Below are 26,058 nucleotides of genomic sequence, written 5' to 3'. Positions count from 1 at the left end.
GGCCTCTTTCGACCAGCCGGCCCCGCCCCCGGATGTGCCGCCGGCGCCTCCCGCGGACCTGGCGCCGCCCGCGCCTCCCGCCGACGCGCTACCGCCGGCACCCCCGGCCGACGCGCTACCGCCGGCACCCCCGGCCGACGCGCTACCGCCCGCGCCTCCGGCCGACGCGGTGCCACCCGCGCCGCCGGCGCCAGGTGACCTCAACACCGCTTCCGTTGACCCGCAACATGTCTCGCAAGTCGGCTACACCAGGCAGCTGTGGCAAGCGATCCAGGGCCACGACATCCACGGCAACGACGCGCTGGACGCGATCGCGCAGCCGCCCGGGACTCGCTGAGGGTCTAGGCCCCTCGATCTAGGCGGAGCCGACCCATTCGTCGGTTCCGTCGTCGAAGAACTGGTGCTTCCACACCGGTAGCCGCGCCTTGATGGTGTCCACCAGTTGGGCGCAGGTCGCAAACGCCGCCTGCCGGTGGTCGGCGGCGACCGCGGCCACCAACGCCGCCTCGCCGATGTGCAGCGCGCCGATCCGGTGGCTGGCCGCGACGGCGCGCACACCGCTGGACTGCTCGGCGACCTCCGCCACCACCTCGGCGATGACCTCCGCGGCCGACGGGTGCGCGGAATACTCCAGCCGCACCACCCTGCGTCCACCGTCGTGGTCGCGAATCATCCCGACGAACCCGACGATGGCCCCCGCCGACTGGTGGCCCACCAGCTCTTCATGCTCGGCCAGACAGATGGGTTGCTCGGTCATGGCGGCGCGCACGACGAGCGTCATCGCTCGTGATCTTTGCCTGCGAGCTGGTCGAGGGCGTGGTCGAGGACATCGGCGAGCACGCCGAGGCCGTCTTTCACCCCGCCGGGTGAGCCGGGCAGGTTGACGATCAGCGTGCGGCCCGCCACGCCGCACACTCCGCGCGACAGCATCGACGTCGGCACTTTCGGCAGCCCGGAGCGGCGGATGGCGTCAGCCAATCCGGGGATCATGTAGTCCAGCACGGCCACGGTCTGGTCCGGGGTGGAATCGCTGGGTGAGATGCCGGTGCCACCCGAGGTGATGATGACGTCGACGCCATCATCCACCGCGGCGCGCAGCGCATCACCGACCGGGTTGCCGTCGGCGACGACCTCCGGTTCCGCAGACGAAAACCCGTGTTCCCCAAGCCATTCGGCAATGATCGGCCCGCACCGATCGTCGTACGCACCGGCCGAGGCTCGGGTCGAAGCAATGATCACTCGTGCGGATCGCGCGCCCATCATCGTGTCCAATTTCCGCTTTTGCCGCCCTCTTTGCGGAGGACCCGAATGTCGTCGATGCGAGCGGACGGGTCAACCGCTTTGATCATGTCGTAGAGCGTAAGCCCGGCCACACTCACCGCGGTCAGCGCCTCCATCTCGACACCGGTACGGTCGGTGCTGCGCACCGTCGCCGTGATCTCGATGTCGGACTCACCGACGGTGAAATCCACGTCGACGCCCGTTAGCGCGAGCTGGTGGCACAGCGGAATCAGGTCGCTGGTTCGCTTTGCTGCCAGAATGCTCGCCACCCGCGCGGTGGCCAGCGCATCACCCTTGGGAAGGCCGCCGGTCGAGATCAGCGACACGACATGCGCCGAGGTCCGCAACACACCCGCGGCCACGGCGGTGCGCTTGGTCGCGCCCTTCTCGGTGACATCGACCATGTGCGCCGCCCCCCGCTCATCCAGGTGCGAGAGCGAGCCCGGTCGGGATGCCCCGGATGCCGCAGCCATGCTGGCGGGCTACCGGTTGACGACGGTGACCGGGTGAACGTACGGCAGGTCGTCGGAGGGCAGCGGGAACGTCAGGTCACCGAAAGGGGACAACGCGCCCGTCCGATCGGTTGCCAGTTCGCTCACCGCGTGGTCATCCGGGTCCGTCGTCGGCCAGCCGTTGTCGACGTACCGGGTCTTGCCCGCGTTGTCCTCAGCAATGTCAGCCACGCGGTCCATTCTGACAGGTCGCACCGGCGGGCGTGACGCAAGCCCGCGGGCACCCGATTCCGGCGTCCTCGCCGTCGCCGCGGGGGTCCGGCCGCTGCTTTACGCTGGTCAGCAATGACCGACAACACCCCGGACATCCCGCTGGGGTCCTGGCTGGCCGACTTGCCCGACGAGCGGCTCATCCGACTGCTGGAACTACGGCCGGACCTCGCCCAGCCGCCACCCGGCAGCATCGCCGCGCTGGCGGCGCGCGCCGTGGCCCGGCAGTCGGTCAAGGCTGCCACCGACGAGCTCGACTTCCTGCGGCTGGCCGTGCTCGACGCCCTGCTGGTGCTGCAGGCCGAGACGGCACCCGTGCCGATCGCAAAGCTGCTGGCGCTGATCGGCGACCGCGCTCCGGAAGCCGACGTGATGGGCGCACTCGACGATCTCCGGCAGCGCGCCCTGGTGTGGGGCGACGCCGCCGTCCGGGTGGCCGCCGACGCGGGCACGGCATTGCCGTGGCACGCGGGCCAGGTGACGCTCGAGGACACCGCGCGCACCGGCGACGAGATTGCCGGCCTCATCACCGGGCTCGACAAAGCACAGCTGGAGGTGCTGGAGAAACTGCTGCAGGGGTCTCCGATGGGGCGCACCCGCGACGCCGCGCCCGGCGCTCCAGCGGATCGCCCGGTGCCGCAGCTGTTGGCGAAGGGACTGCTGCGCCGAATCGATGCCGAGACGGTGATCCTGCCCCGCCACGTCGGACAGGTGCTCCGCGGCGAGCAGCCCGGCCCGATGCATCTGACCGCCCCGGACCCGGTGGTGTCGACGACCACGCCCGAGGACGCCGATGCGGCGGCGGCCGGGGCCCTCATCGACCTGCTGCGCGAACTCGACGTGCTGCTCGAAAACCTCGGTAGCACACCGGTTCCCGAGCTGCGCAGCGGCGGAATGGGAGTCCGCGACGTCAAACGCCTGGCCAAGACGACCGGCATCGACGAGACGCGATTGGGCCTGATCTTGGAAGTCGCGGCCGCGGCCGGATTGATCGCGAGCGGAATGCCCGATCCGGAGCCCGCCCAGGGCGACGGCCCCTATTGGGCGCCGACGGTGGCCACCAACCGGTTCAGCGCGATGTCCACCGCTGAGCGCTGGCACCTGCTGGCCAGCACATGGCTCGACCTGCCGGGGCGGCCGGCGTTGATCGGCACCCGCGGCCCGGACGCGAAACCGTATGGCGCCCTGACGGATTCGCTGTACTCGACGGCTGCCCAATTGGATCGCCGGCTGTTGCTGGGAATGCTCTCCGAGCTGCCCCACGGTGCCGGCGTCGACGCCGCGGCGGCGTCGGGGGCGCTGATCTGGCGGCGCCCGCGCTGGGCGAGACGCCTGCAGCCCGGACCGGTCGCCGACCTGCTGAACGAAGGCCATGCGCTGGGCCTGATCGGTCGTGGGGCGATCAGCACCCCCGCCCGCGCGCTACTCGACGAAGCCGTCGATCCGGCCGTCGCGATCGATGCGATGACGCTGGCGCTGCCCAAGCCGATCGACCACTTTTTCGTACAGGCCGACCTGACCGTCGTGGTGCCCGGACCGCTGCAACGCGATCTCGCCGAGGAACTGGCGGCCGTTGCCACCGTCGAATCGGCCGGCGCGGCGATGGTGTACCGGATCAGCGAGCAATCGATCCGGCACGCGCTCGACATCGGCAAAACCCGCGACCAGATGCACGCGTTCTTCGCCAGGCACTCCAAAACGGCAGTGCCACAAGGACTCACATACCTCATCGACGATGTTGCGCGCAGACACGGGCAGCTTCGAATCGGCATGGCCGCGTCGTTCGTGCGCTGTGAAGACCCAGCCCTGCTGGCCCAGGCCGTAGCGGCCGCCGACGATCTACAGCTGCGTGCCCTGGCCCCGACGGTGGCCGTGTCGCCCGCACCGATCGCCGACGTGCTCGGTGCCCTCCGGTCCGCGGGTTTCGCCCCGGCGGCCGAAGATTCCTCCGGCGCCATCGTCGACGTGCGACCCCGCGGGGCCCGGGTGCCCACGCCGCAGCACCGTCGCCCCTATCGCCCACCGCCGCGCCCCAGCGGCGAGACGCTGAACGCGGTCGTCTCGGTGCTGCGCAAGGTGACCGCCGCGCCGTTCGGCAACATCCGCGTCGATCCCGCGGTCACGATGTCGCTGTTGCAGCGCGCGGCGAGGGATCAGGACACGCTGGTGATCGGCTACCTCGACGCCGCGGGCGTCGCCACCCAGCGGGTGGTGTCGCCGATCACCGTCCGCGGCGGGCAGCTGGTGGCCTTCGACTCGGCCTCCGGGCGGCTGCGGGACTTCGCCGTTCACCGCATCACGTCGGTGGTGTCGGCAGGCGACTGAATAATGGGTTCTATGACTGACGGGCCGTTGATCGTGCAGTCCGACAAGACGGTGCTGCTCGAGGTGGACCACGAGCTGGCCGGGGCCGCGCGTGCCGCTATCGCGCCGTTCGCCGAGCTGGAGCGGGCGCCCGAGCACGTGCACACTTACCGCATCACGCCACTGGCGCTGTGGAACGCCCGCGCGGCCGGCCACGACGCCGAGCAGGTCGTCGACGCGCTGGTCAGCTACTCGCGCTACGCGGTGCCCCAGCCGCTGCTGGTCGACATCGTCGACACCATGGCCCGCTACGGCCGGCTGCAATTGGTCAAGAACCCCGCCCACGGCCTGACCCTGGTCAGCCTTGACCGCGCGGTGCTCGAGGAAGTGCTCCGCAACAAGAAGATCGCACCTATGCTCGGCGCGCGCATCGATGACGACACCGTCGTCGTCCACGGCAGCGAGCGCGGCCGGGTCAAGCAGATGCTGCTCAAGATCGGTTGGCCCGCGGAAGATCTCGCCGGCTACGTCGATGGCGAGGCGCATCCGATCAGCCTGCACCAGGACGACTGGCACCTGCGCGACTACCAGCAGATGGCCGCGGACTCGTTCTGGTCGGGCGGTTCGGGCGTAGTCGTACTACCCTGCGGTGCCGGCAAGACGCTGGTCGGCGCGGCCGCGATGGCGAAAGCCAGTGCGACGACGCTCATCCTGGTCACCAACATCGTCGCCGCCCGGCAATGGAAACGGGAACTGGTGGCGCGCACCTCGCTCACCGAGGACGAGATCGGCGAATACTCCGGGGAACGCAAGGAAATCCGGCCCGTCACCATCTCGACGTATCAGATGATCACCCGCCGCACCAAGGGCGAATACCGCCATCTCGAGCTCTTCGACAGCCGTGACTGGGGACTGATCATCTACGACGAGGTGCATCTGTTGCCGGCACCGGTGTTCCGGATGACCGCCGATCTGCAGTCCAAGCGGCGGCTGGGCCTGACCGCCACGTTGATCCGCGAGGACGGCCGCGAGGGCGACGTCTTCTCCCTGATCGGCCCGAAACGCTATGACGCGCCGTGGAAGGACATCGAGGCGCAGGGCTGGATCGCGCCGGCGGAGTGTGTCGAAGTGCGCGTCACCATGACCGACAACGAACGAATGATGTACGCCACCGCCGAACCCGAGGAACGCTACCGGTTGTGCTCGACGGTGCACACCAAAATCGCTGTGGTCAAATCGATTCTGGAAAAGCACCCCGACGAGCAGACCCTGGTGATCGGCGCCTACCTCGATCAGCTCGACGAGCTTGGGGCCGAGCTGAACGCTCCGGTCATCCAGGGGTCGACGAGGACCCGCGAGCGCGAGGAGCTGTTCGATGCGTTCCGCCGTGGCGAGGTGCCCACGCTGGTGGTGTCCAAGGTCGCCAACTTTTCCATCGACTTGCCCGAAGCCTCTGTGGCGGTACAGGTTTCGGGAACCTTCGGCTCCCGCCAAGAGGAAGCCCAGCGGCTGGGCCGATTGCTGCGACCCAAGCACGATGGCGGTGGCGCCATGTTCTATTCCGTGGTCGCGCGCGACAGCCTGGACGCCGAGTACGCCGCACACCGGCAGCGCTTCTTGGCAGAGCAGGGCTACGGCTACATCATCCGCGACGCGGACGACCTACTGGGCCCGGCGATTTAGGGTTGTGAACCGGTAGCATTCGCTGCGCTGAACGTGTACGCACTGCGAAACGCCGACGGCGGATACGCGGGGGACGCCTGGCCGACCGCGCACTGCAAGGCTTACCTTCGGTGTCATGGACGAACGTATCGCGCTCAGCAACCGTGTCGCTTTGGTCACCGGCGGATCCCGGGGAATCGGTCGGGGCATCGCGCAGGCACTGGCCCGGGCTGGGGCGGCGGTTGCCGTCAACTACCGCAATCGGCAGGACGAGGCAGCCGCAACGGTTGCCGAGATCGAACGGGCCGGAGGCAGGGCGATCTCGGTGCGGGCGGACGTGGCCATGCAATCCGAAGTGGAGGCGATGGCCGGGCAGGTCGGATCGGAGCTCGGTCCGATCGACGTGCTGGTGAACAACGCCGGTATCGCCACCATCCGCGGTGTGGACGACATCACCGAAGAGGACTTCGACCAGACGCTGACGGTCAATTTGAAGTCGGCGTTCCTGTGCATCCAGGCGGTAGTCCAGGGGATGCGGCAGCGAGGCTGGGGACGGATCGTGAACGTCTCGTCCGTCGCCGCTCGCGGCGCGGGAAACATCGGTGTGCATTACAACGCGTCCAAGGCGGGTCTGGAGGGCCTTACCCGCGGCTATGCGGCGCGCCTTGCCGCCGATGGGATCACCGTCAATGCGATAGCGCCCGGACTAATCGACACAGAAATGGCTGTGCCGCTGAAGGAATCGGGTGTCGCGGACCGTCTGCCGGTCGGCCGCATCGGCACACCCGACGAGATCGGTCAGGCGGTCCTCATGATGATCGGCAACGGTTTCCTCACCGGGCAGACACTAGCGGTGAACGGCGGCGGAAGTTTCCTCTGACGCTCGACATTCACCAGTTTCAGGCCCGGCGATTTAGAGCGACAGGATGGTCGCCGACGCGGTGCCCGGCGCGCCGTACACCTGGGCCAGGCCGACGCGCGGATTGCCGGGCACCTGGCGCTCGCCCGCCTCGCCGCGCAGCTGACGCACCAGCTCGTGCATCTGCCGCAGCCCCGACGCGCCGATCGGCTCACCGTTGGCGATCAGCCCACCGTCGGTGTTGACCGGGATCGAGCCGTGGATCTCGGTGGCGCCGTCGGCCACCAGCTTCTCCTGCTCACCGTCGGCGCATAGCCCCGTCTCGGCCATGTGGATCACCTCGGCACCGGCGTCGGTGTCCTGCAGCTGGGCGATGTCGACATCCTCAGGCCCGATGCCGGCGGCGTCGTAGGCGGCCTTGGCCGCATACACCGTCGGCGACGCATCCTCGTCCAACGGCGCCGACGTGGCGTGCACCTCATACGCGCCGTACCGGCGGGTGCGGATCTCGCAGGCTCGCACGTACACCGGCTTGTCGGTGAACTTGTGGGCCATGTCGGCGCGGCACATGATCACCGCGGCGGCGCCCTCGTCGGGCGCGCAGAACATGTACTGCGTCAACGGGTAGTTCAGCACCGTCGAATTGAGAATCTCGTCCTCGGGAATCGCCTTGCGGCGGAAGGCATTCGGGTTCAACGCGCCGTTGCGGAAATTCTTGGCGGCCACCTTGGCCAGCGTGGCCTGGGAGATGTTGTGGTCGTGGATGTACTTGTTGGCCTTCATGCCGAAGAACTTGGTGGTGACGAACTGCCCGTTCTGCGCGTACCACTGCGGCAGCGCCAGCTTGGCGGGGTCGTCGGTGAAGGCGCCGCGCGGATGCTTGTCCAAACCGATGGCGATGCCCAGGTCGTACTTGCCCAGGCGGATGGTGTCGGCGGTCTGCTGAATGGCGCTGGCCGCGGTGGCGCAGGCGTTGAAGACGTTGGTGAACGTGATGCCGGTGAGCCCGACCAGCCGCGTCACCGCGTCGGGGTTGGACACCTCGTGGCTGCCGCCGAAGCCGAACTGGATGTCCTTCCAGTCCACGCCGGCATCGCTCAGCGCCGACTGGATGGCCTCGGCGCCCATCTGCATCGCGGTCTTGTCATGCCTGCCGAATGGATGCAGGCCCACGCCGATGATGGCCACGTCGTTAGTCATCTCAGGCTCCTTCCCTCAGACAGATTGTGGCGACCCCGCTTCACCGCGCTCGCGATCGCCACTAGACCGGCCGGAACGCGAACGTGACGATCTCGTCGCCGTCGGCATCGGTGGTGAACGGCACCATGGTGAGCTCGACCTCCTGGCCGAACTGCAACTTGGCCGGGTCGTTCTCGGTCAGCCGGCCCTCCACGCGGATCACGTCGCCGAGCTGGACCAGGCCCACACCGAACGGCACGAAATCGTCACCGGTCGGGCCGGCGTAAGGAGCCCCTGGCGGGAAGCCCTGGGTCGTCCACGCCACCAGCGTTCCGCGGCGCGGCAACAACAGCTCGCTCATCTCACCGCCGCTACAGCGCGGACACCACTGCTGCACGGGAAACGTGGTGGCACCGCAGCTGCCGCAGCGGCTGCCGATCAGCTGCGGGCTCTCGTCGGGCCAGGTGGAGATGTCAGGGGCGAGTGCCTTCTGCATCGAGGAATCCTCCAGTGATCATCCGCAGTCCGCCACACAATAATGCGCTCCCTGAAAGGTACAACAGCATTCGATAAAAGTGGAAATCTCGTTCTCATCTGGTGCGCCCGTCGCGGGCCGGCGACGCGGGTCGACCAACAAGCACCTCCCCAAAGCGATATCGCCCGCGCTATCGCTTTCATAGATCGGGTCGTGGTCTCCTCCTGATACCCATGTGGCCGGTGAGGCCGATAGGACAATCGCCGCGCCGCGTGGCTCGCCGCGGTACGGCGCCGGTTATCTTGGGATCCCCGGTCGCAATACAAAGGAGACGACATGCCGGTCACGGTGCTGCTCGAACTCAGGTTCAATCCGGAAGCGGTGCCCGCGGCGCGCGACGTGATGGGCCGGGCGCTGCGCGACACCCGGGCGTTCGAGGGGAATCTCCGCACCGATGTGCTCGTCGACGAGAACGACGAAGCCCACTGGATCGTCTACGAACTCTGGGACACCGTCGAGCACGACGAGGCCTATCGCAGCTTTCGTGCCGGCGAGGGAAAACTGACCGAGCTGCCTCCCCTGCTGGCCTCGCCTCCGGTCAAAACGCGGTACGTCACATCCGACGTCTAGCTCAGCGCGGGAATGACTTCGCGCTCGAAAAGCTCGATGCCGGAGCGGTCATACGCCGCCTCCGGGAAATAGCAGATCGCATACTCACAGCCCAGGTCGCGGACCTTCGCGATCCGCTCGATCACCTGCTCCGGTGTGCCGGTCGCCGAATCCGGTCCGCTGCCACCGGCAAGCATCGCGTCGGCCGCCGATTCGGGCACATAGTCGACCATGCGGTCGCGCACTCGCCGCAGCCGGTCTTTGACGTCGGCGTCGGACGTTCCGAGCAGCGCGGTGAAGTTCGCCGAGCGCACGATGGCGTCGAACTCCGTGCCCTGCGTGCGGCAATGCTGCGCCAGCACCTCCGACTTGTGGGCGAAGGCCGCGGGTTCCGGCGAGAAGTTGGTGTACTGCGCGTATTTCGCGGCTATGCGTAGAGTCACCTTCTCGCCAGCGCCGGCGATCCAGAGCGGAATGCCGTTGGGCTGCAATGGTTTCGGGGCCACGATGGCACCGTCGACTTGATAATGCTGCCCGTCGAAGCTGACCTTGCCGTCGCGCCAGGCGTCGCGCATGATCTGCACGCCTTCGTCCAGCCGACCCAACCGCACCCCGGCCGACGGAAAGCCGTAACCGTAAGCGCGCCATTCGTGTTCGTACCAGCCGCCGCCGATTCCCATCTGGATCCGGCCTCCGGAGACGATGTCGACCGTCGCGGCCACCTTGGCCAAATAGACGGGGTTGCGGTAGCTCATCGCCGTGCACATCTGGCCGAGCTTGATCCGCGACGTGCTCGCCGCGTATGCCGCCATCAGCGACCACGCCTCGTGGGTGGCTTCACCCGTCGGCATCGGCACGGTGTGGAAGTGGTCGTAGACCCACAGCGAATCCCATGCGCTGTCGTCGGCGTAGGTGGCCAGGTCCCGCATCACCGCCCAGTGTTTTTCGGGTTCGATGCCGACCAAATCCATTCGCCAGCCCTGTGGGATGAAGAGACCGAAACGCATAGCAAGGCACTCTAGCCCCGCCGCGCTGTGCAACGATGAGCGATTACTTAACCTGGAGAGGCTCCAGGGAGGTCGCCATGCAAATTCTGATCTCCGGCGCCAGCATCTCGGGCCCCGTGCTCGCCTACTGGCTCACCCGATACGGGTTCGACGTCACCGTCGTCGAGCGCGCGCCCGCATTGCGCAAGACCGGCGGCCACGCCGTCGATCTGTTCCGCCCGGCCATGGAGATCTCGGAGAAGATGGGTGTGCTGCCGAGAATCGAGGCGCTGGCCACCGGCACCGACACCGGGACGATTTATCGGGAGGGCGCGAGGCGGCCCGTCCGCGTGGACATCACCAAGGCTGTCGGCGCCGCATCCGATCGTCACGTCGAGATCATGCGAGATGACCTGAGCGAGGCGTACTACGACGCCGGCCGCGACCGGGTCGAGTACCTGTTCGGCGACTCGATCACGGCCATCTCCCCCGACGGTGAGGTAATTTTCGAGCACGCGCCACCCCGCAGGTATGACGTCGTGATCGGCGCCGACGGGCTGCACTCGAACGTGCGGCGCCTGGTCTTCGGGGAGGACGCGGGACGGACGCAATTTCTCGGCGGGTACCTGGCAGTGCTCTCGGCGCCGAAAACCCTTGCGCGCGAGAAAGAGATGGTCGTCCACGTCGGCGTCGGCCGTCTCGCCGGAATCTACACCGCGCAACCATTGGACGACGCGCGAGTGTTGTTCATGTTTCGCAGCAAGGAAGAACTCGAATATGACTACCGAGATGCCTTGCGGCAGAAGGAGTTACTCCGCGCTGGATTTGCCGGGATGCATGCGACGGTGGACGGGTGGCTCGAGGAGCTCGACCGCGCACCGACGTTCTACTTCGACTCGATCACCCAGTTGACGCTGGACAGCTGGTCGCGCGGACGGGTCACGCTGGTGGGCGACGCCGGGTACTGCCCGGGGCCCGCGGTCGGCGGCAGCACCAGCATCGCGGTGCTGGGCGCCTACGTGCTCGCCGGTGAACTCGCGCAAGCCAACGGGGACTACGCGCAGGCGTTCGCGGCCTACGAACGGCAGATGATCGACCCGGTGCGCCGCAGCCGTGCGTTTGCGCGCACCGTGGCCAAGAGCCTGGTCCCCGGCTCCGCCGCCGGGGTGTGGGCGCTCACCCGGGGAGCCCAGCTGATCTCGATAATGCCCGCGGGGCTCACCAAGGCGCTCGCAAGGTTGAATGCCAAGGGCGTGCGGCTCTACGACTCGATGCAGTACGAAGACTACGCGGGAAGTGCTGCGAGAGGGATGACGACCGATGGAACTCACCGGTGTCGGGGTATGGAGTAGTCAGCTTCGCTACGGCGACCAAGCCGAATCCGCCGATGCAGCAGCCGAATTGGATGAGCTGGGCTTTACGGCGCTGTGGATACCGGACGTGGGCGGCCCGGTGTTCGACGCGGTGGGTCACCTGCTCGCCTCGACCAAACGCACGGTGATCGCCACCGGGATCCTCAATCTCTGGATGCACTCGGCCGGTGATGTCGCCGATTCCTATGCGGCGTTGACAGGCGAGCATGGGGAGCGGTTCCTGCTGGGGATCGGGGTCAGCCACGCGCCGCTCGTCGACGCCGGCCAGCCCGGGCGCTACCGCAAACCGCTGGCGGCGACGGCGTCGTTCCTGGACGGGCTGGATGCCGCGCCGTCACCGGTGCCCGCCGAATCGCGGGTCCTGGCCGCGCTGGGCCCCAAAATGCTGGCGTTGTCCGCGAGCCGCGCCCGCGGCGCCCACCCCTACCTCGTCACCCCGGAGCACACCGCCGCCGCCCGTGCGGCATTGGGCGAAGGACCGTTGCTGTTGCCGGAGCAGACCGCGATCTTGTGCGATACGGCCGAGGAGGCGCGCGCCATCGGAACCGATTGGCTGCGTGCATATTTGGCGTTGCCGAACTACGCCAATAACCTGCTGCGCAGTGGGTTCTCGGACGACGACTTGGCACAGGTCAGCGATCGGCTCTTCGATTCGATCATCGCCTGGGGCGACGAGGACGCGATCATGCGCCGGGTCGCCGAGCATCGTTCGGCCGGCGCCGACCACGTCTGCGTCCAGGTCCTAACCGCTGACCCGACGGCGTTCCCGCGCGAGCAATGGCGTCGAATTGCCGCGGCCTGCAAGGAGGATTAGGCATACCGTGGCGGTATGGCCTCCAAACAAACCCTGTTTCGCATCTTCTACCGGATCGGCTTCACCCCCTGGGACGGGCACGCGATCGCGCAGAGCCTGCGGGATCTGATCGAAGGAAGCCACGACAACCCCGCGCTGGCAGCGGGATCGGCCCTTGATGTCGGGTGCGGCACCGGAGATTCCTCGATCTACCTTGCTCAGCACGGCTGGAACGTCACGGGCGTTGACTTCGTGGCAAAGGCCCTCGAGAAGGCCCGCGCCAAGTCTCGCACTGCCGGCGTACCGGTCAAATTCGTCGAGGCCGATGTCACGCATTTGAGCCAAGCCGGCATCGATGCGAAGTTTGACTTAATCGTCGACAACGGCTGTCTCCACGGCATGAGCGACGAAGACCGTAATCTCTACGTCAAAGAGATCACGGCGGCCGCCGCCCCCGGCGCACGACTAGTGATCGTCGCCGCGCCACCCGGTGGCCCCATCAGACTTCTGGGACTCGATGGGTCCGAGGTCGAACGCAGATTTACACCTGGATGGACACTGCTGTCGTCAGCGGGTGAAAAGATGGTGTTTGCCAACGACGCCGGCTATCGCCACACTCCAGTTGCGTTTATTCGCAACCGATTCGCGGTTCGCTGCTACCTGCTGCAGCTCACCGGCTAATCGTTGCTGGATGGTCAACCGCCGCGGACTGCAAGGACGACGGGGCTCTAGCCGGCGCCAATGCGTACCGTGGCGGTATGGCCTCCAAACAAACCCTGTTTCGCATCTTCTACCGGATCGGCTTCACCCCCTGGGACGGGCATCCGCTCGCGCAGAGCCTGCGGGGGCTGATTGAGGGAACTCCCGACACGCCCGCGCTGCCCGCGGGACGGGCGCTGGAACTGGGATGCGGCACCGGAGACACGTCGATCTACCTCGCTCAACGCGGCTGGAAAATCACCGCGGTGGACTTTGTCACGAAGGCGCTCGACAAGGCTCGCGCCAAGGCCGGCGCCGCCGACGCTTCGGTCGACTTTGTCCGCGCCGACGTCACGCACCTGAGTCAGGAAGGCGTCGGCGCGAACTTCGAGCTGATCGTCGACAACGGCTGCCTGCACAACATGAGCGACGCGGATCGCGACGCGTACGTCCGGGAGGTCAGCGCCGTGGCGGCGCCCGACGCGCGGCTACTGATCGTGGCATTCCGTCCCGGCGGCAGGTTCGGCGTCCGCGGCATCGAGCCCGCCGAGATGGAACGGCGATTCACCCCGGCCTGGACGCTGTTGTCCACCGGCGACGAGCGGGAGCTCGACCGCGAAACCCCGACGCGGTACTACCTGTTTCAGCGCCGCGCCTGAACCTCCGAGTGCGAGCAGACGCAAAATCGCACGCGGAGGTCCCGCGCAATGCGATTCTGCGTCTGCTCGCGGCAGAAACTACGTCAACGAGTCCGGCGGCAGGAAGCGGTCGCCGTACTTCGCCGCCAACTCACGGGCGCGGGCTACGAAGGCATCCTTGCCCGTGCCGGCCGGACCGGAGTAGCCGTTGATGAACTGCGCGCTACCGCCCGTCCACGGCGGGAAGCCGATGCCCATGATCGAACCGATGTTGGCGTCGGCCGTCGACGTCAGCACGCCCTCGTCGAGGCACTTCTGCGTTTCCAGCGCCTCGGCGAACAGCATCCGATCGATCATGTCCTGCAGTGGAGGCTGCGACGAGCCGGACTTGAACGTCTCCCGCAGGCCCGGCCACAGGCCGGTGCGCTTGCCGTCGACGTATTCGTAGAAGCCGGCACCCTTCAACCGCGACGGGCGGCCGATCTCGATCATCTTCTCGACGACGGCCTCGGCCGGGTGCGGCTGGTAGGTGCCGCCGGCGTCCTCGACACCCTTGCGGGTGGCGACGGCGATCTTGTGCATCAGCTCCAGGTTGAGCTCGTCGGACAACTGCAGCGGCGGCGCCGGGTAACCGGCTTGCGAGCCGGCCTGCTCGACGCTGGCCGGCTCGACGCCCTCGCCCAGCATCGCCAGCGCCTCGTTGACGAAGGTGCCGATGACGCGTGAGGTGAAGAAGCCGCGGCTGTCGTTGACGACGATCGGCGTCTTGCCGATGGCCAGCGTGTAGTCGAACACCCGGGCCAGCGCTTCGTCGGATGTCTTCTCGCCCTTGATGATTTCGACCAGCGGCATCTTGTCCACCGGCGAGAAGAAGTGGATCCCGATGAAGTCCTCCTGCCGCTTGACGCCGGTCGCGAGGCCGGTGATCGGCAAGGTGGAGGTGTTGGATCCCAGCAGCGCGTTGGGCTCGACGATGTCCTCGATCTCCTGGAACACCTTGTGCTTGAGTTCCTGGTTCTCGAACACCGCCTCGACCACGAAGTCGACGCCCGCGAGGTCGGCCGCGTCGCCCGTCGGGGTGATGCGGTCCAGGAGTGCCTTGGACTTCTCCTCGGTGGTGCGGCCCCGCTCCAGCGCCTTGGCTTCCAGCTTCTCGGAGTAGCCCTTGCCCTTCTGGGCGGCCTCGAAGCTGACATCCTTGAGCACCACGTCGAAACCGGCCTTGGCCGAGACGTAGGCGATGCCGGCGCCCATCATCCCGGCGCCCAGCACACCGATCTTCTTGATCGGTGTCTTGCCGATGCCGTCGGGCCGCGACCCGCCGGAGTTGATGTGCTGCAGGTCGAAGAAGAACGCCTGAATCATGTTCTTGGCGACCTGGCCGGTGACGAGCGACGCGAAGTAGCGGCTCTCGATGCGGCTTGCGGTGTCGAAGTCGACCTGCGCGCCCTCGACCGCGGCGGCCAGGATGGCCCGCGGCGCGGGCATCGGGGCGCCCTTGAGCTGCTTGCGCAAGTTCGACGGGAACGACGGCAGAATGGCTGCGAGCGACGGCGACGACGGAGAGCCGCCGGGCATCTTGTAGCCCTTCTTGTCCCACGGCTGCTCGTGCGCGTCGGGGTTGGCCTTGATCCACGCCTTGGCGGCAGGCACCAGCTCCTCGACCGTCGGCAACAACTCGTCGACCAGACCGATCTCCTTGGCCTTGGCCGGCTTGAACCGCGTGCCCTGCGCCAGAATGCTCACGAACGCGGTCTGAATGCCGAACATCCGCACGGTGCGGGTCACCCCGCCGCCGCCGGGCAACAGGCCCAATGTCGCTTCGGGCAGGCCGATCTGGCTGCCCTTGACGTCGGCGGCGATGCGGTGATGACACGCCAGCGCGATCTCCAGCCCACCGCCGAGGGCGGCCCCGTTGATGGCCGCCACGACCGGCTTGCCCAGCGTCTCCAGGGTGCGCAGCTGCTTCTTGACCGTCTCGACGGTGTCGAAGACGTCACCGGCGTCCTCGGGCGTCGCCTGGATCATGGTCTTGACGTCCCCGCCGGCGAAGAAGGTCTTCTTGCCGCTGGTGATCACGACGCCGGTGATCGAATCCTTCTCGGCGACAAGGCGATCCACGGCCTTGCCCATCGACTCGATGTAGGCCTCGTTCATCACGTTGGCGGACCCGGACGGGTCGTCCATGGTCAGCGTGACGATGCCGTCGGCGTCCTTATCCCACTGGATTGTGTTGTCGGCCATGTACTTAAACCCTCTCGATGATCGTCGCGACACCCATGCCGCCACCGATGCACAGCGTGACCAATGCGCGCCGGGCGTTGCGGCGCTCGAGCTCGTCGACCATCGTGCCCAGGATCATCGCGCCGGTGGCGCCCAGCGGGTGGCCCATGGCGATGGCGCCGCCGTTGACGTTGAGCTTTTCGTCGGGGATGTTGAGGTCCTTCTGGAACTTCAGCACCACGGAGGCGAACGCCTCGTTGAGCTCGAACAGGTCGATGTCGTCGATGGTCAGGCCCGCCCGGTCGAGCACCTTGCGGGTGGCCGGCGTCGGTCCGGTCAGCATGATCGTGGGCTCGGCCCCGGTGGTGGCGGTGGCCACGATGCGGGCGCGCGGGGTCAGGCCCTGCGACTTGCCGGCCGCTTCGGAGCCGATGAGCACCAGCGCGGCGCCGTCGACGATGCCCGAGCTGTTGCCGCCCGTGTGCACGTGATCGATCTTCTCGATCCAGTGGTACTTCTGCAGCGCCACGTCGTCGAACCCGCCGAGTGCGGCGAGGCCCTCGAAGGCGGGCTTCAGCTTGCCCAGGCCCTCCTTGGTGGTGTCGGGTCGCATGTGCTCGTCGTGGTCGAGGATCAGCAGGCCGTTCTGGTCGCGCACCGGCACCACGGACTTGGCGAAGTAGCCGCCCGACCACGCCGCGGCGGCCTTCTCCTGGCTGCGCAGCGCATAGGCGTCGACGTCATCACGGGAGAAGCCCTCGATGGTGGCGATCAGGTCGGCGCCGATACCCTGCGGGACGAAGCCGACGTCGTAGTTGGTGGCCGGGTCCAGCGCCATCGCTCCGCCGTCGGAGCCCATCGGCACCCGGCTCATCGACTCGACGCCGCCGGCCAGCACCAGGTCGTCCCAGCCGGACCGCACCTTCTGCGCGGCGGTGTTCACCGCCTCGAGACCCGAGGCGCAGAACCGGTTGAGCTGCACGCCACCGACGGTGTCGGGCATGCCGGCGGCCAGCACCGCGGCCCGGGCGATGTCACCGCCCTGGTCACCGACCGGCGAAACCACGCCGAGGATGACGTCGCTGATCAGGTTCTCGTCCAGGTCGGGAAAGCGCCTGCGCAGTTCGTCGATCAGCCCAACCACCAGGCTCAGCGGCTTGACCTCGTTCAGCGACCCGTTTTTCTGCTTACCGCGCGGGGTGCGGATGGCCTCGTAGACGAAGGCTTCTTCGGACATGTCGGCTTCCTCTTCACAAATGGGGGTTCGGATCCGTACCCAGCACCCTAACAGGGTGCCCGGCCAACCTGTTGGTTGGGCAAGATTCGCTGGTCAGACGCCGAACGTGACGCTGCAGTCACGATGGCCGCCGAACGTGACGCTGCAGTCACGATCGAGGCTGAAGCTAGGCTCGACCACCATGACGGTGTCGCGCCTGCGGCCCTACGCCACCACGGTGTTCGCCGAAATGTCGGCGCTGGCCGCGCGGATCGGCGCGGTGAACCTCGGTCAGGGCTTTCCCGACGAGGACGGACCCCCCGCGTTGCTGAAGGCCGCGCAAGACGCCATCGCCGAGGGCGCCAACCAATACCCGCCCGGAATAGGCATCGCGCCGCTGCGCCACGCGATCGCCGCCCACCGCAAGCGGCACTTCGGCGTTGAATACGACCCCGACACCGAGGTGCTGGTGACCGTCGGCGCCACCGAGGCCATCGCGGCGGCGGTGCTCGGGCTGGTCGAGCCGGGCTCCGAAGTACTGCTCATCGAACCGTTCTATGACTCCTACTCCCCGGTGGTCGCGATGGCCGGCGCGCACCGGCTGGCCGTGCCGCTGGTCCCCGACGGCCGCGGCTTCGCGCTTGACACCGACGCGCTGCGGCGGGCCCTGACGCCCAGGACCCGCGCGCTGATCATCAACTCGCCGCACAACCCGACCGGTGCGGTGCTGAGCGAGGCCGAGCTGGCGGCAGTCGCCGAGATCGCGGTGGCGGCAGATCTTTTGGTGATCACCGACGAGGTCTACGAGCACCTGGTCTTCGACAACCGCCGCCACCTGCCACTGGCCGGGTTCGGCGGCATGGCCGAGCGCACCATCACCATCTCCAGCGCCGCCAAGATGTTCAACTGCACCGGCTGGAAGATCGGATGGGCATGCGGCCCAGCCGAACTCATCGCCGGGGTTCGCGCGGCCAAACAATATCTGAGCTACGTCGGCGGGGCGCCGTTACAGCCCGCCGTGGCCCTCGCGCTGGATACCGAAGACGCGTGGGTGGCCGAGCTTCGAAGCTCGCTGCAGGCCCGACGAGACCGGCTGGCGTCCGGTCTGAGCGAGATCGGCTTCGAAGTGCACGACAGCGGCGGCACCTATTTCCTGTGCGCCGATCCGCGCCCGCTCGGTTACGACGACAGCACGGCCTTCTGCGCGGCACTACCGGAGAAGGTAGGCGTGGCCGCCATCCCGATGTCGGCATTCTGCGATCCCGCCGCCCCGCACCTTGACGTGTGGAATCACCTGGTGCGCTTCACCTTCTGCAAACGCGCCGACACCCTCGACGAAGCGATCCGGCGCCTGGCCGCGCTCAACCACCCATAACTCGCCAGCGCAGTCCTTCCAGCGCGGCGTGCAGGATCTTCTTGCGGGCCCGGTTGATCAGGAACTCGGGCAACGGTGCCGACGGTTCGACGGTGATGCCGAATCGCACGCGGGTCCTGTCGTCGCCCTCACGGGTCAGGTTGTACTCGCCGTGCTGACCATGCTGGTGGATGGTCTTTTTGGCGTCCCACACCATCCAGTCCCGCCCCCAGTGGTACTCGAGAAACTGCGTGTCGACGATGCCCATCACCCGGATCGTGACCTTCACGTGGTGCGGACGGCCGTCGGGATAGGTGTCGACCACTTCGGCCTTCTTGTGCACCGCGGACCACGACGGCACCGTGTCCATGTCGGCGAGCGCGTCGATGATGACCTCCGGGGGCGCGTTGATGACGATTTCCGCCGACGCTTGTACGGCCATCGCTAATCACCCGAATCGCGGCCGCCCCTGACCAGATCGGTCAGCCCCTTCACCGAGGCGTTGAGGACGTTTTCGGCCGCCCGCTTGACGACGAAACCGGGGATCGGCCCCGCCGGTTCGACCGTGAGGTCGAAACGCACCCGCGTCTTGTCGACACCCTCGGGTTTCAGGTTGTACTCGACGTGCTGGCCATGCTGCTGGGCGGTCCCCTTGGCGTCGTAGACGACCCAATCGGGGCCCCAGTGGTATTCCAGGATCTCTCTATCGACGAGCCCCAAGATCTTGATCGTGGCCTTGACATGATGCGGCCGACCGTCGGGATAACGGTCGATCACTTCGATTTGTTTGTGGAGTGGCGACCACGATGAAAGGACGCCGACATCTGTCAGCGCCTCCATGACCACTTCTGGCGGCGCATCAACGACGAATTCCCGTGATGCTTTTACTGCCACTGATAACAACCTAACCCCGGCGACCTATCCGCGGCTGATGTTCGGCGTGATTATTTAGCTACCAGCCGATTTCGGCAATCGGTGTCGTGGTCGCCGGCGGCGGCCCCACCGGCCCGGCCGGCGTTCGGGAAAACCGCGGCGCGGGTGCGGCCTGTTCGACTCCATGGGCCGTGATCACCGTCGAGCGTGCGTTCAAATGCTCGTTGGTCGCGGCTTCGCTCCACGTCAGTACCGGGGTGACGCACGCATCGGTGCCGGCGAAAACCTCGGTCCACTCGTCGCGGGTCCGGCTGGCGAACCGTTGCGCGAGGACGTCGTACATCCGTGGGTATGACCCGATGTCGAGCTGGCCGGGCACCTCGTCTTCGGTCAGGCCCAGCCCGGCCAGCAGCGCCGCGAAGAATTGCGGCTCGATGGCACCGACGGCCATGTACTTGCCGTCGGCTGTCTCGTAGCAGCGGTAGAACGGGGCGCCGCCGTCGAGCAGGAACGACTCGCGCCGGTCGCGCAGCGCACCGGTGGACTTCATCGTCCACATCATCTGCGCGAGCAGGCTAACCCCGTCGACCATCGCGGCGTCGACGACCTGTCCCTTGCCCGACCGTTCCCGCTCATACAGCGCCACCGCGATGCCCAGCAGCACCAGCATCGAGCCGCCGCCGAAGTCGGCGACCAGATTCAGCGGCGGCATCGGCGGCCGGTCGGCATAACCGAGCGCCGACAGCGCACCGGTCTGCGACAGATAGTTGATATCGTGGCCGGCCGTCGCGGCCAGCGGCCCGTCCTGTCCCCAGCCGGTGATCCGCGCGTAGATCAGTCGCGGATTGACCGCCGCGCAGTCGTCGGGGCCGATGCCCAATCGTTCGCAAGTGCCGGGCCGGAAACAGTCCAGCAGCACGTCGGCCTTCGCGGCCAGCTCCAGCAGCGTGCCGGGGTGCGTCTTGACGTCCAGGTCGACGATCCGCTTCCCGCGGTGCAGCAGGTCGCGGTCCTCGGGCGGCATCGTGAGTCCGCCGGGTCGGCGGACCCGCACCACGTCGGCGCCCAGATCCGCGAGCACCATCCCCGCGTGCGGCCCCGGTCCGATGCCGCCGAGTTCGATGACTCTCACCCCGGCCAACGGTCCCCCGCCGGTCACGGTGGCTACTTACCCTTCTTGACCTTGAGCACGCGGTCGCGCAGGCCCTTGGTGCCGGTGTCGATCGTCCCTTTGACGGCACGCTTCAACACGAAGCCGGGCAGCGGTACCACCGGGTCGACGCTGATCTCGAATTTGACTTTCGTCTTGTCGCCCTCGGGTATCAACGTGTAGGACGCGTCCTGCGAACGCTGTTGGCCGGAGCTGACCAGCGTCCAGCTCACCTTGTTCTCGCTCCACGTGTAGGCCACCACTTGCTCGTCGGTGATGCCGGCGGCTTTGACTTTCATCTTGACCTTGCTGGGCCGGCCGTCCTCGCCCCTCTCGAGCACTTCGGAACTCTGGTGGGGCTCCGACCACTCGGGCAGCGATTCGAAATCGGCGATGACGTCGAGAATCTCCTCGGGGCTGGCTTCGATGACAATGTCGCGGGTTTCATTGATCGCCATGGCCCGCACGATAGGCCAATAGGCGTCCGGCCGGGAGGGTTTCGACCGGGCGTACCGTCGTCGTCGTGACCTACACCGTCGGCGACTATCTCCTGGACCGCCTCGCCGAGCTCGGCGTCTCCGAGATCTTCGGCGTTCCCGGCGACTACAACCTGGAATTCCTCGACCACATCGTCGCCCATCCGGCCATTCGATGGGTCGGCAGCGCCAACGAGCTGAACGCCGGCTACGCCGCCGACGGATACGACCGGTTGCGTGGAATGTCAGCCCTGGTAACGACATTCGGCGTGGGTGAACTCTCGGCGGCCAACGCGATCGCGGGCAGCTACGCCGAGCACGTGCCGGTCGTTCACATCGTCGGCGGTCCCTCAAAAGACGCCCAGGGCGCCCGGCGGGCGCTGCATCATTCGCTCGGCGATGGGGATTTCGAGCACTTCTTCCGGATCAGCCGGGAAATCACTTGCGCCCAAGCCAATCTCATGCCGGCCACCGCGTGCAGGGAGATCGACCGGGTGCTGTCCGAGGTGCGTGAACAGAAGCGGCCCGGGTACATCCTGCTGTCCACCGACGTGGCCCGCTTCCCCACCGAGCCGCCCGAGGCGCCGTTGCCCCGCTACTCCGGAGGCACCAGCCCGCGCGCGCTGGCCATGTTCGTCGAGGCCGCGACCGGCCTCATCGGCGACCATCGGCTCACCGTGCTCGCCGACCTGCTGGTGCACCGGCTGCAGGCGGTCAAGGAGCTCGAGGCACTGCTGGCCGCGGACGTGGTGCCGCACGCGACGTTGATGTGGGGAAAGAGTCTGCTCGACGAGAGCTCGCCCAACTTCCTGGGCATCTACGCGGGTGCGGCCAGCGCCGAATGGGTGCGCGCGGCGATCGAAGAGGCGCCGGTGCTGGTGACGGCCGGCGTGGTGTTCACCGACATGGTCAGCGGCTTCTTCAGCCAGCGCATCGACCCGGCCCGCACCATCGACGTCGGGCAGTACCAAAGCAGTGTGGCAGGCGAGGTTTTCGCACCGCTGGAGATGGGCGCCGCGCTGGAGGCCCTGGCTACGATCCTCGCCCGACGCGGAATCACCTCACCGCCGGTGGCATCGCCGCCGGCCGAACCGCTACCGCCACCGCCACCGCGCGATCAACCGTTGACCCAGAAGATGGTGTGGGATCGCCTGTGCGTGGCGCTCACACCGGGAAACGTGGTCCTCGCCGATCAGGGCACGTCGTTCTACGGCATGGCGGATCACCGGCTCCCGCAGGGTGTCACCTTCATCGGTCAACCGCTTTGGGGCTCAATCGGTTACACGCTGCCCGCCGCGGTCGGGGCGGCGGTGGCGCATCCGGACCGTCGGACCGTATTGCTGATCGGCGACGGGGCCGCGCAACTGACCATCCAGGAACTCGGCACCTTCTCCCGCGAGGGGTTGTCGCCGGTCATCGTGGTGGTCAACAACGACGGTTACACCGTCGAACGGGCGATTCACGGCGAGACCGCACCCTACAACGACATCGTCAGCTGGAAGTGGACCGATGTCCCCAACGCGCTGGGCGCGGTCGACCACCTGGCGTTCCGGGCGCAGACCTACGGTGAGCTCGACGACGCGTTCAACGTCGCCGCTCAGCAGCGCGACCGCATGGTGTTCGTCGAGGTGGTGTTGCCGCGGCTCGAAATCCCGCCGCTGCTCGCTCAACTCGTCGGGCCCATGTCACCGGACGGCACCCGGCGCCGCTGAAATGACTAAACCGACGGCGCCTTTCGGTCCGGCGCCGACGATCGCAGCATCGCCTGGACCGTCCGCCGGCAGCGCCCGCAGTCGGCACCCGCTCCGCACGCCTGGGCGACGTCCTTGGTCGTCGACGCCCCGGCCGCGACGGCGTCGCCCACCGTCTGGCTGGTGACTCCGTTACACAGGCACACGAACATACCGGCGAGCTCAGTCCGCCTCGATGCGCATCGTGTCAAAAAGCCGGCCGACGAACAGCGGCGGATGGGCGCCGACGCCCACGCCCGACATCCATTGCGCCGGGGCGTCGGGATGGTCGATCCAACGCCGCGCGCTGTCCTCGTCGGGAAACTCCGACAGGATCAGGACCTCGTGTTTGTCGTCGAAAGCCTGGAAGACCCAGGCCTTTCGGACGCCGGCCACGGTGAGCCCGTCCATCGCCGAACGGAACCCCGCGGTCAGGGTCGACACGTCGTCGACGGACGCGATGGCGGCCACCACGACGCCGGGCGCCCCGGTTGCCGGCGGGTCCGCCGGCACAAACCTGTCGACGATCTCGCCGGCGAAGACGGCGGGGATATCTTCGACGCCGGCGGCATCGAACCAATCGAAGAAGACGCGCGAGCGCAGCAATTCCACGATGGGCTCACGGCTGTGCACCCCGATCATGACCAGCACGCGGCCGTGGTCGTGCGTGGACGTGTACACCAGGACGTGGTGTGCTCCGATATCGGAGAGTGCCGCCTTGTTCCGCTCGAGCAGCGGCCAAACCTTGGTCGGGTCCGGGATCCGGTAGTCCGATGCGATCACCATCGAGTGAATATCGCCGGTAGTCAATGGAGTTGGTCCTTCATCACTTTCCCCGTGGCGTTGAGCGGCAGCGCGTCGAGGAACTTGATGGATCTCGGCGCTTTGAATCCCGCCATCCGCTCTCGGCACCACGCGATCAGGTCGTCTTCGGACACTGTAGTTTTTGCCACGACGAAAGCCCTACCCACCTGTCCGAGGCGATCGTCGGGGACGCCGATCACGGCGGCCTGCGCCACCGCCGGGTGCTCGAGCAGGAATCCCTCGATCTCCGCCGGATAGGCGTTGAACCCACCCACGATGAACATGTCCTTCTTGCGGCCCACCACGCGAAGGCGGCCCGTGTCGCCGAAGTTGCCCAGGTCCCCGGTGTGCAGCCAGCCCTCGTCGTCGATCGCCTGCGCGGTGGCCTCGGGCTCCCCGAGGTAGCCCTGCATGACGCCGTAGCCGCGAACCAACACCTCGCCGTCGTCGGCGATGCGCACCTCGACTCCCTCGCAGGGCAGGCCCGCGGTGGTCGCGACATCCTCGAACGAGTCGCCGGGCCGCGACAGGGTGACGTTGCCGGCCTCGGTCAGCCCATAGCCGGTCATCAACGTCTGGAAGGGCAATTCGCCATGGATGCGACGAACCAGCTCGACGGGGATGTCGGCGGCGCCCGTGACGCCCGCCCGCAACGACGCCAGCTTGCCCTTGTCGTCGACCGTCAGCAACGAGTGGTAGAGCGTCGGCGGGCCGGGCAGCATCGTGATGCGTTCGCGTTCAATGAGGTTCACTACGGCCTCGACGTCGAACACTGCGACCGGCACCATCGTTGCGCCACGCAGGAATGACGCGATGAGTCCCGCTTTCAAGCCGAATGTGTGGAAGTACGGGTTGATCTGCAGATACCGATCGCCTTCGCGCAGATCCGCGAGCGTCGCCCATTCCTCGTACATGCGCAGTGTCTGCTGATGGTTCATCATTGCGCCCTTGGGGCGGCCGGTGGTGCCGGACGTGAAGATGACGTCGGCGATGTCGGTCCCGCTCACCGCGCGCTCGAACGGCCTACCGCCGGAGAGGAAGTCGGACTTTAAGTCGATGACCGGTATACCGGCCGGTGCGGTGTAGTCCTGGTCCAGAAATCCCTTCTGCACGAGGACGGCGTTCGCCCCGCTGCGGCCGATGATGTCGCCCGCTTCTTCGGCCTTGAACCGGGTGTTGACCGGCACCAGCACGCCGCCCGCGGTGAGCAGCCCAAAGGCGGCGATTATCCACTCGGCCGAGTTGGGTGCCCAGATGGCGACCCGGTCACCCTTCCCTACCCCAAGCTCGGCGAACACGCCTGCGGCACAACGGATTCGCTCGACTACCTCGGTGAAGGTCAAGCGCAGCGGACCGTCGACAATCGCTTCCGCGTCGCCGAAACGGTCCGCCGCGCTCAAGACCATCTCGGGGATGGTCCGCCAAGCGGGGTCGGCCGGCGTCACACCGTGACGAGCCGACCGAGGTTGCCGCCCATGATCTTTGCCTGATCCTCGACGGGAAGGTGTGACAACGCGTTGACGTAGAAGGTCGGCTCAGCCAGCCCTTCGGGGTGCGGCCAGTCCGAGCCGTACAGCACCCGGTCCACGCCGACGAGGTTGACCAGATCATCGATGCCGTCCTCGAAGAACGGGCTGACATGGATGCGGTTCTTGACCATCTCGACTGGGTCGCTCGGGAAGACTTCCGGGGCCTTCCGGAAGACCTCGGCCAGGCCGTCCAATAGCGGGGTCATCCACTTCGAACCGGCCTCGACGATCGCGACTTTCAGCTTCGGGTGGCGGTAGAGCGCGCCGTGAATGACCCAGGAGCCGACCGCGTCCTGGATCGGCCGCCACTCGTTGAGGATGCCCATCGCATTGGTTTGGAACGGCAGCATCTCCTGTTCGGCGCCGTCCCACTCGGACGTGTAGCGGGAGTAACCGCTGTCGCTGGAGTGCATGCCGACCAGCACGTCGTGCTCGACGACCCGCTCCCAGAACGGGTCGAACTCGGGCACCGCGAATGACCGCGGGCCACGGAAGCCGGGGACGGGAGCCGGGCGGATCAGGATGCAGCGCGCCCCGCGCTTGACCGCCCATTCCAGCTCCTCAATCGCCTTCTCGACGATCGGCAGCGTGATGACCGGGGTGGTGAAGATCCGGTTCTGGTAGTTGAAGCCCCAGACCTCGTCGAGCCATTCATTCAGGGCATGGATCAGGACGTGGATGGCGACCGGGTCGTCGCGCAGGCGTTCCTCGAGCAGGCTGGCCAGCGTCGGAAACATCAACGTGCGGTCCAGCCCGAGCTCGTTCATTTTCTCCAGCCGCGGGCCGGGTTCGAAGAAGGCCGGGATCGCGCGCATCGGCTCGCCGAACAGCTCGCGCTTGGTTTTGCCGTCCGGGTTGCCGAACTTGAAATACTCCTCCCAGGCACCCGGCCGGGCGACGACCTCGAACGTCGGGTTGGGAATGTAGTTGCTGATGTGGCCGCGGATCGCGATCTTGGTCCGCCCATTGACCTGCACGTACTGCACGAAGTCCTTGTACTGCTTCGGCAGGAACTTAGTCAGCGCCTCGGGCGGCTCGTAGAGATGGTTGTCCGCGTCGAAGATCGGAAACGGGACGTCCTCCCGGTGCGACAACTGGCCCATGGAATCCTCCTTCTTAATTT

27 protein-coding genes and 1 pseudogene are annotated in these 26,058 nt (G+C 67.1%); 11 read left to right on the top strand and 17 right to left on the bottom strand.

The window, feature by feature from the left end; all coding sequences use genetic code 11:
- A pseudogene (locus A5744_RS24595) lies at window positions 1-337 on the top strand (Resuscitation-promoting factor RpfA); the annotation flags it as partial.
- A gap of 18 nt (window positions 338-355) precedes the next feature.
- Here the strand turns inward: A5744_RS24595 and A5744_RS05635 are convergent.
- Genes A5744_RS05635 through A5744_RS05620 form a run of 4 tightly spaced genes read right to left on the bottom strand, consistent with a single transcriptional unit; the run spans window position 356 to window position 1,964 of the window.
- Window positions 356-781, bottom strand: coding sequence for a molybdenum cofactor biosynthesis protein MoaE (locus A5744_RS05635; RefSeq protein WP_076059125.1), 426 nt, complete (start codon window positions 779-781; stop codon window positions 356-358).
- Window positions 778-1,260 carry a MogA/MoaB family molybdenum cofactor biosynthesis protein gene (locus A5744_RS05630; RefSeq protein WP_076059123.1) on the bottom strand — a complete coding sequence of 161 codons (483 nt, stop codon included), beginning with the start codon at window positions 1,258-1,260 and terminating at the stop codon, window positions 778-780. Before A5744_RS05630 ends, A5744_RS05635 begins: the two co-directional genes overlap by 4 nt.
- Entirely contained in the window at window positions 1,260-1,754 is a 495-nt protein-coding gene (gene moaC, locus A5744_RS05625) for a cyclic pyranopterin monophosphate synthase MoaC (RefSeq protein WP_076059121.1), read from the bottom strand. The genes A5744_RS05630 and moaC overlap by 1 nt, the downstream gene beginning before the upstream one ends.
- A 9-nt stretch (window positions 1,755-1,763) precedes the next feature.
- Window positions 1,764-1,964: a hypothetical protein gene (locus A5744_RS05620; protein WP_076122466.1), complete on the bottom strand. Its 201-nt coding sequence runs from the start codon at window positions 1,962-1,964 to the stop codon at window positions 1,764-1,766.
- Between the two features lie 114 nt (window positions 1,965-2,078).
- Between A5744_RS05620 and A5744_RS05615 the strand changes: the two genes are divergently transcribed.
- The 3 genes from A5744_RS05615 to A5744_RS05605 all read left to right on the top strand — a co-directional run bounded on the left by A5744_RS05615 (window position 2,079) and on the right by A5744_RS05605 (window position 6,849).
- Window positions 2,079-4,328, top strand: a complete 2,250-nt coding sequence (locus tag A5744_RS05615) for a helicase-associated domain-containing protein (protein WP_076059118.1) — start codon at window positions 2,079-2,081, stop codon at window positions 4,326-4,328.
- Between the two features lie 12 nt (window positions 4,329-4,340).
- On the top strand, window positions 4,341-5,990 hold the full coding sequence (locus tag A5744_RS05610) for a DNA repair helicase XPB (RefSeq protein ID WP_076059116.1): 1,650 nt from the start codon (window positions 4,341-4,343) through the stop codon (window positions 5,988-5,990).
- A 115-nt stretch (window positions 5,991-6,105) separates the two neighbouring features.
- Entirely contained in the window at window positions 6,106-6,849 is a 744-nt protein-coding gene (locus A5744_RS05605) for an SDR family oxidoreductase (protein ID WP_076059114.1), read from the top strand.
- A gap of 33 nt (window positions 6,850-6,882) precedes the next feature.
- Here the strand turns inward: A5744_RS05605 and A5744_RS05600 are convergent, their stop codons facing one another.
- Together A5744_RS05600 and A5744_RS05595 are read right to left on the bottom strand one after the other, a co-directional pair.
- Window positions 6,883-8,028, bottom strand: coding sequence for a thiolase family protein (locus A5744_RS05600; protein WP_076059113.1), 1,146 nt, complete (start codon window positions 8,026-8,028; stop codon window positions 6,883-6,885).
- A gap of 61 nt (window positions 8,029-8,089) precedes the next feature.
- Complete coding sequence (locus A5744_RS05595; protein ID WP_076059111.1) at window positions 8,090-8,503, bottom strand: OB-fold domain-containing protein; 414 nt, start codon at window positions 8,501-8,503, stop codon at window positions 8,090-8,092.
- A 315-nt stretch (window positions 8,504-8,818) separates the two neighbouring features.
- Between A5744_RS05595 and A5744_RS05590 the strand changes: the two genes are divergently transcribed.
- A complete protein-coding gene (locus A5744_RS05590) occupies window positions 8,819-9,112 on the top strand; it encodes an antibiotic biosynthesis monooxygenase (protein WP_076059109.1) in 294 nt (97 codons plus the stop codon).
- Here the strand turns inward: A5744_RS05590 and A5744_RS05585 are convergent.
- Complete coding sequence (locus A5744_RS05585; protein ID WP_076059108.1) at window positions 9,109-10,098, bottom strand: LLM class F420-dependent oxidoreductase; 990 nt, start codon at window positions 10,096-10,098, stop codon at window positions 9,109-9,111. The genes A5744_RS05590 and A5744_RS05585 overlap by 4 nt on opposite strands.
- A 77-nt stretch (window positions 10,099-10,175) precedes the next feature.
- On the opposite strand from A5744_RS05585, the gene A5744_RS05580 reads away from it, so the two are divergent.
- The 4 genes from A5744_RS05580 (at window position 10,176) to A5744_RS05565 (ending at window position 13,601) form a co-directional block, all read left to right on the top strand.
- Entirely contained in the window at window positions 10,176-11,429 is a 1,254-nt protein-coding gene (locus A5744_RS05580; protein ID WP_076059106.1) for an FAD-dependent monooxygenase, read from the top strand.
- A complete protein-coding gene (locus A5744_RS05575; RefSeq protein ID WP_076059105.1) occupies window positions 11,398-12,264 on the top strand; it encodes an LLM class F420-dependent oxidoreductase in 867 nt (288 codons plus the stop codon). Before A5744_RS05580 ends, A5744_RS05575 begins: the two co-directional genes overlap by 32 nt.
- Before the next feature lie 15 nt (window positions 12,265-12,279).
- A complete protein-coding gene (locus A5744_RS05570) occupies window positions 12,280-12,924 on the top strand; it encodes a class I SAM-dependent methyltransferase (RefSeq protein ID WP_083679205.1) in 645 nt (214 codons plus the stop codon).
- Between the two features lie 77 nt (window positions 12,925-13,001).
- Complete coding sequence (locus A5744_RS05565; protein ID WP_076059103.1) at window positions 13,002-13,601, top strand: class I SAM-dependent methyltransferase; 600 nt, start codon at window positions 13,002-13,004, stop codon at window positions 13,599-13,601.
- A 78-nt stretch (window positions 13,602-13,679) separates the two neighbouring features.
- Here the strand turns inward: A5744_RS05565 and A5744_RS05560 are convergent, their stop codons facing one another.
- Together A5744_RS05560 and A5744_RS05555 are read right to left on the bottom strand one after the other, a co-directional pair.
- Window positions 13,680-15,824: a 3-hydroxyacyl-CoA dehydrogenase NAD-binding domain-containing protein gene (locus tag A5744_RS05560; RefSeq protein WP_076059102.1), complete on the bottom strand. Its 2,145-nt coding sequence runs from the start codon at window positions 15,822-15,824 to the stop codon at window positions 13,680-13,682.
- Window positions 15,825-15,828: 4 nt separating this feature from the next.
- A complete protein-coding gene (locus tag A5744_RS05555; RefSeq protein WP_076059100.1) occupies window positions 15,829-17,040 on the bottom strand; it encodes an acetyl-CoA C-acetyltransferase in 1,212 nt (403 codons plus the stop codon).
- A 181-nt stretch (window positions 17,041-17,221) separates the two neighbouring features.
- On the opposite strand from A5744_RS05555, the gene A5744_RS05550 reads away from it, so the two are divergent.
- Window positions 17,222-18,394 carry a pyridoxal phosphate-dependent aminotransferase gene (locus A5744_RS05550; protein ID WP_076059099.1) on the top strand — a complete coding sequence of 391 codons (1,173 nt, stop codon included), beginning with the start codon at window positions 17,222-17,224 and terminating at the stop codon, window positions 18,392-18,394.
- Here the strand turns inward: A5744_RS05550 and A5744_RS05545 are convergent.
- The 4 genes from A5744_RS05545 to A5744_RS05530 are packed head-to-tail and all read right to left on the bottom strand — an operon-like array spanning window position 18,381 to window position 20,854.
- Window positions 18,381-18,815 carry an SRPBCC family protein gene (locus A5744_RS05545; protein ID WP_076059097.1) on the bottom strand — a complete coding sequence of 145 codons (435 nt, stop codon included), beginning with the start codon at window positions 18,813-18,815 and terminating at the stop codon, window positions 18,381-18,383. The genes A5744_RS05550 and A5744_RS05545 overlap by 14 nt on opposite strands.
- A 2-nt stretch (window positions 18,816-18,817) precedes the next feature.
- Window positions 18,818-19,267, bottom strand: a complete 450-nt coding sequence (locus tag A5744_RS05540; RefSeq protein WP_076059095.1) for an SRPBCC family protein — start codon at window positions 19,265-19,267, stop codon at window positions 18,818-18,820.
- A gap of 58 nt (window positions 19,268-19,325) precedes the next feature.
- The gene (locus A5744_RS05535; protein ID WP_076059094.1) at window positions 19,326-20,405 is read right to left on the bottom strand and encodes a CaiB/BaiF CoA-transferase family protein; all 1,080 of its coding nucleotides are present in this window, start codon (window positions 20,403-20,405) and stop codon (window positions 19,326-19,328) included.
- Between the two features lie 5 nt (window positions 20,406-20,410).
- Window positions 20,411-20,854, bottom strand: coding sequence for an SRPBCC family protein (locus tag A5744_RS05530; protein ID WP_076059092.1), 444 nt, complete (start codon window positions 20,852-20,854; stop codon window positions 20,411-20,413).
- 65 nt (window positions 20,855-20,919) lie between these two features.
- On the opposite strand from A5744_RS05530, the gene A5744_RS05525 reads away from it, so the two are divergent.
- Window positions 20,920-22,584, top strand: coding sequence for an alpha-keto acid decarboxylase family protein (locus A5744_RS05525; RefSeq protein WP_076059090.1), 1,665 nt, complete (start codon window positions 20,920-20,922; stop codon window positions 22,582-22,584).
- Between the two features lie 5 nt (window positions 22,585-22,589).
- On the opposite strand, the gene A5744_RS05520 is transcribed toward A5744_RS05525, so the two are convergent.
- Genes A5744_RS05520 through A5744_RS05505 form a run of 4 tightly spaced genes read right to left on the bottom strand, consistent with a single transcriptional unit; the run spans window position 22,590 to window position 26,038 of the window.
- Window positions 22,590-22,775 (bottom strand): (2Fe-2S)-binding protein, encoded by a 186-nt coding sequence (locus tag A5744_RS05520; protein WP_076059088.1) that lies wholly within the window; start codon window positions 22,773-22,775, stop codon window positions 22,590-22,592.
- A gap of 10 nt (window positions 22,776-22,785) precedes the next feature.
- On the bottom strand, window positions 22,786-23,412 hold the full coding sequence (locus A5744_RS05515) for a fatty-acid--CoA ligase (RefSeq protein ID WP_139331243.1): 627 nt from the start codon (window positions 23,410-23,412) through the stop codon (window positions 22,786-22,788).
- Window positions 23,409-24,851, bottom strand: a complete 1,443-nt coding sequence (locus A5744_RS05510) for a FadD3 family acyl-CoA ligase (protein WP_076059085.1) — start codon at window positions 24,849-24,851, stop codon at window positions 23,409-23,411. Before A5744_RS05510 ends, A5744_RS05515 begins: the two co-directional genes overlap by 4 nt.
- Window positions 24,848-26,038, bottom strand: a complete 1,191-nt coding sequence (locus A5744_RS05505; protein ID WP_076059083.1) for an amidohydrolase family protein — start codon at window positions 26,036-26,038, stop codon at window positions 24,848-24,850. The genes A5744_RS05510 and A5744_RS05505 overlap by 4 nt, the downstream gene beginning before the upstream one ends.
- Window positions 26,039-26,058: the final 20 nt, after the last annotated feature.

The organism is Mycobacterium sp. IS-1264 (assembly GCF_001954195.1).
Classification (GTDB): domain Bacteria; phylum Actinomycetota; class Actinomycetes; order Mycobacteriales; family Mycobacteriaceae; genus Mycobacterium.
Note: the sequence above shows the minus strand (reverse complement) of the source record. Positions and strands in the feature narration are given on the sequence as shown.

What these genes read in the sequence shown, in the direction of transcription:
- A5744_RS05550 (WP_076059099.1), top strand. Translation starts at nt 17,222, where the DNA reads ATGACGGTGTCGCGCCTGCGGCCCTACGCCACCACGGTGTTCGCCGAA.
- A5744_RS05615 (WP_076059118.1), top strand. Translation starts at nt 2,079, where the DNA reads ATGACCGACAACACCCCGGACATCCCGCTGGGGTCCTGGCTGGCCGAC.
- A5744_RS05555 (WP_076059100.1), bottom strand. Translation starts at nt 17,040, where the DNA reads ATGTCCGAAGAAGCCTTCGTCTACGAGGCCATCCGCACCCCGCGCGGT.
- A5744_RS05605 (WP_076059114.1), top strand. Translation starts at nt 6,106, where the DNA reads ATGGACGAACGTATCGCGCTCAGCAACCGTGTCGCTTTGGTCACCGGC.
- A5744_RS05610 (WP_076059116.1), top strand. Translation starts at nt 4,341, where the DNA reads ATGACTGACGGGCCGTTGATCGTGCAGTCCGACAAGACGGTGCTGCTC.
- A5744_RS05600 (WP_076059113.1), bottom strand. Translation starts at nt 8,028, where the DNA reads ATGACTAACGACGTGGCCATCATCGGCGTGGGCCTGCATCCATTCGGC.
- A5744_RS05630 (WP_076059123.1), bottom strand. Translation starts at nt 1,260, where the DNA reads ATGGGCGCGCGATCCGCACGAGTGATCATTGCTTCGACCCGAGCCTCG.
- A5744_RS05520 (WP_076059088.1), bottom strand. Translation starts at nt 22,775, where the DNA reads ATGTTCGTGTGCCTGTGTAACGGAGTCACCAGCCAGACGGTGGGCGAC.
- A5744_RS05545 (WP_076059097.1), bottom strand. Translation starts at nt 18,815, where the DNA reads ATGGCCGTACAAGCGTCGGCGGAAATCGTCATCAACGCGCCCCCGGAG.
- A5744_RS05590 (WP_076059109.1), top strand. Translation starts at nt 8,819, where the DNA reads ATGCCGGTCACGGTGCTGCTCGAACTCAGGTTCAATCCGGAAGCGGTG.
- A5744_RS05530 (WP_076059092.1), bottom strand. Translation starts at nt 20,854, where the DNA reads ATGGCGATCAATGAAACCCGCGACATTGTCATCGAAGCCAGCCCCGAG.
- moaC (WP_076059121.1), bottom strand. Translation starts at nt 1,754, where the DNA reads ATGGCTGCGGCATCCGGGGCATCCCGACCGGGCTCGCTCTCGCACCTG.
- A5744_RS05575 (WP_076059105.1), top strand. Translation starts at nt 11,398, where the DNA reads ATGGAACTCACCGGTGTCGGGGTATGGAGTAGTCAGCTTCGCTACGGC.
- A5744_RS05635 (WP_076059125.1), bottom strand. Translation starts at nt 781, where the DNA reads ATGACGCTCGTCGTGCGCGCCGCCATGACCGAGCAACCCATCTGTCTG.
- A5744_RS05570 (WP_083679205.1), top strand. Translation starts at nt 12,280, where the DNA reads ATGGCCTCCAAACAAACCCTGTTTCGCATCTTCTACCGGATCGGCTTC.
- A5744_RS05565 (WP_076059103.1), top strand. Translation starts at nt 13,002, where the DNA reads ATGGCCTCCAAACAAACCCTGTTTCGCATCTTCTACCGGATCGGCTTC.
- A5744_RS05585 (WP_076059108.1), bottom strand. Translation starts at nt 10,098, where the DNA reads ATGCGTTTCGGTCTCTTCATCCCACAGGGCTGGCGAATGGATTTGGTC.
- A5744_RS05560 (WP_076059102.1), bottom strand. Translation starts at nt 15,824, where the DNA reads ATGGCCGACAACACAATCCAGTGGGATAAGGACGCCGACGGCATCGTC.
- A5744_RS05595 (WP_076059111.1), bottom strand. Translation starts at nt 8,503, where the DNA reads ATGCAGAAGGCACTCGCCCCTGACATCTCCACCTGGCCCGACGAGAGC.
- A5744_RS05580 (WP_076059106.1), top strand. Translation starts at nt 10,176, where the DNA reads ATGCAAATTCTGATCTCCGGCGCCAGCATCTCGGGCCCCGTGCTCGCC.
- A5744_RS05505 (WP_076059083.1), bottom strand. Translation starts at nt 26,038, where the DNA reads ATGGGCCAGTTGTCGCACCGGGAGGACGTCCCGTTTCCGATCTTCGAC.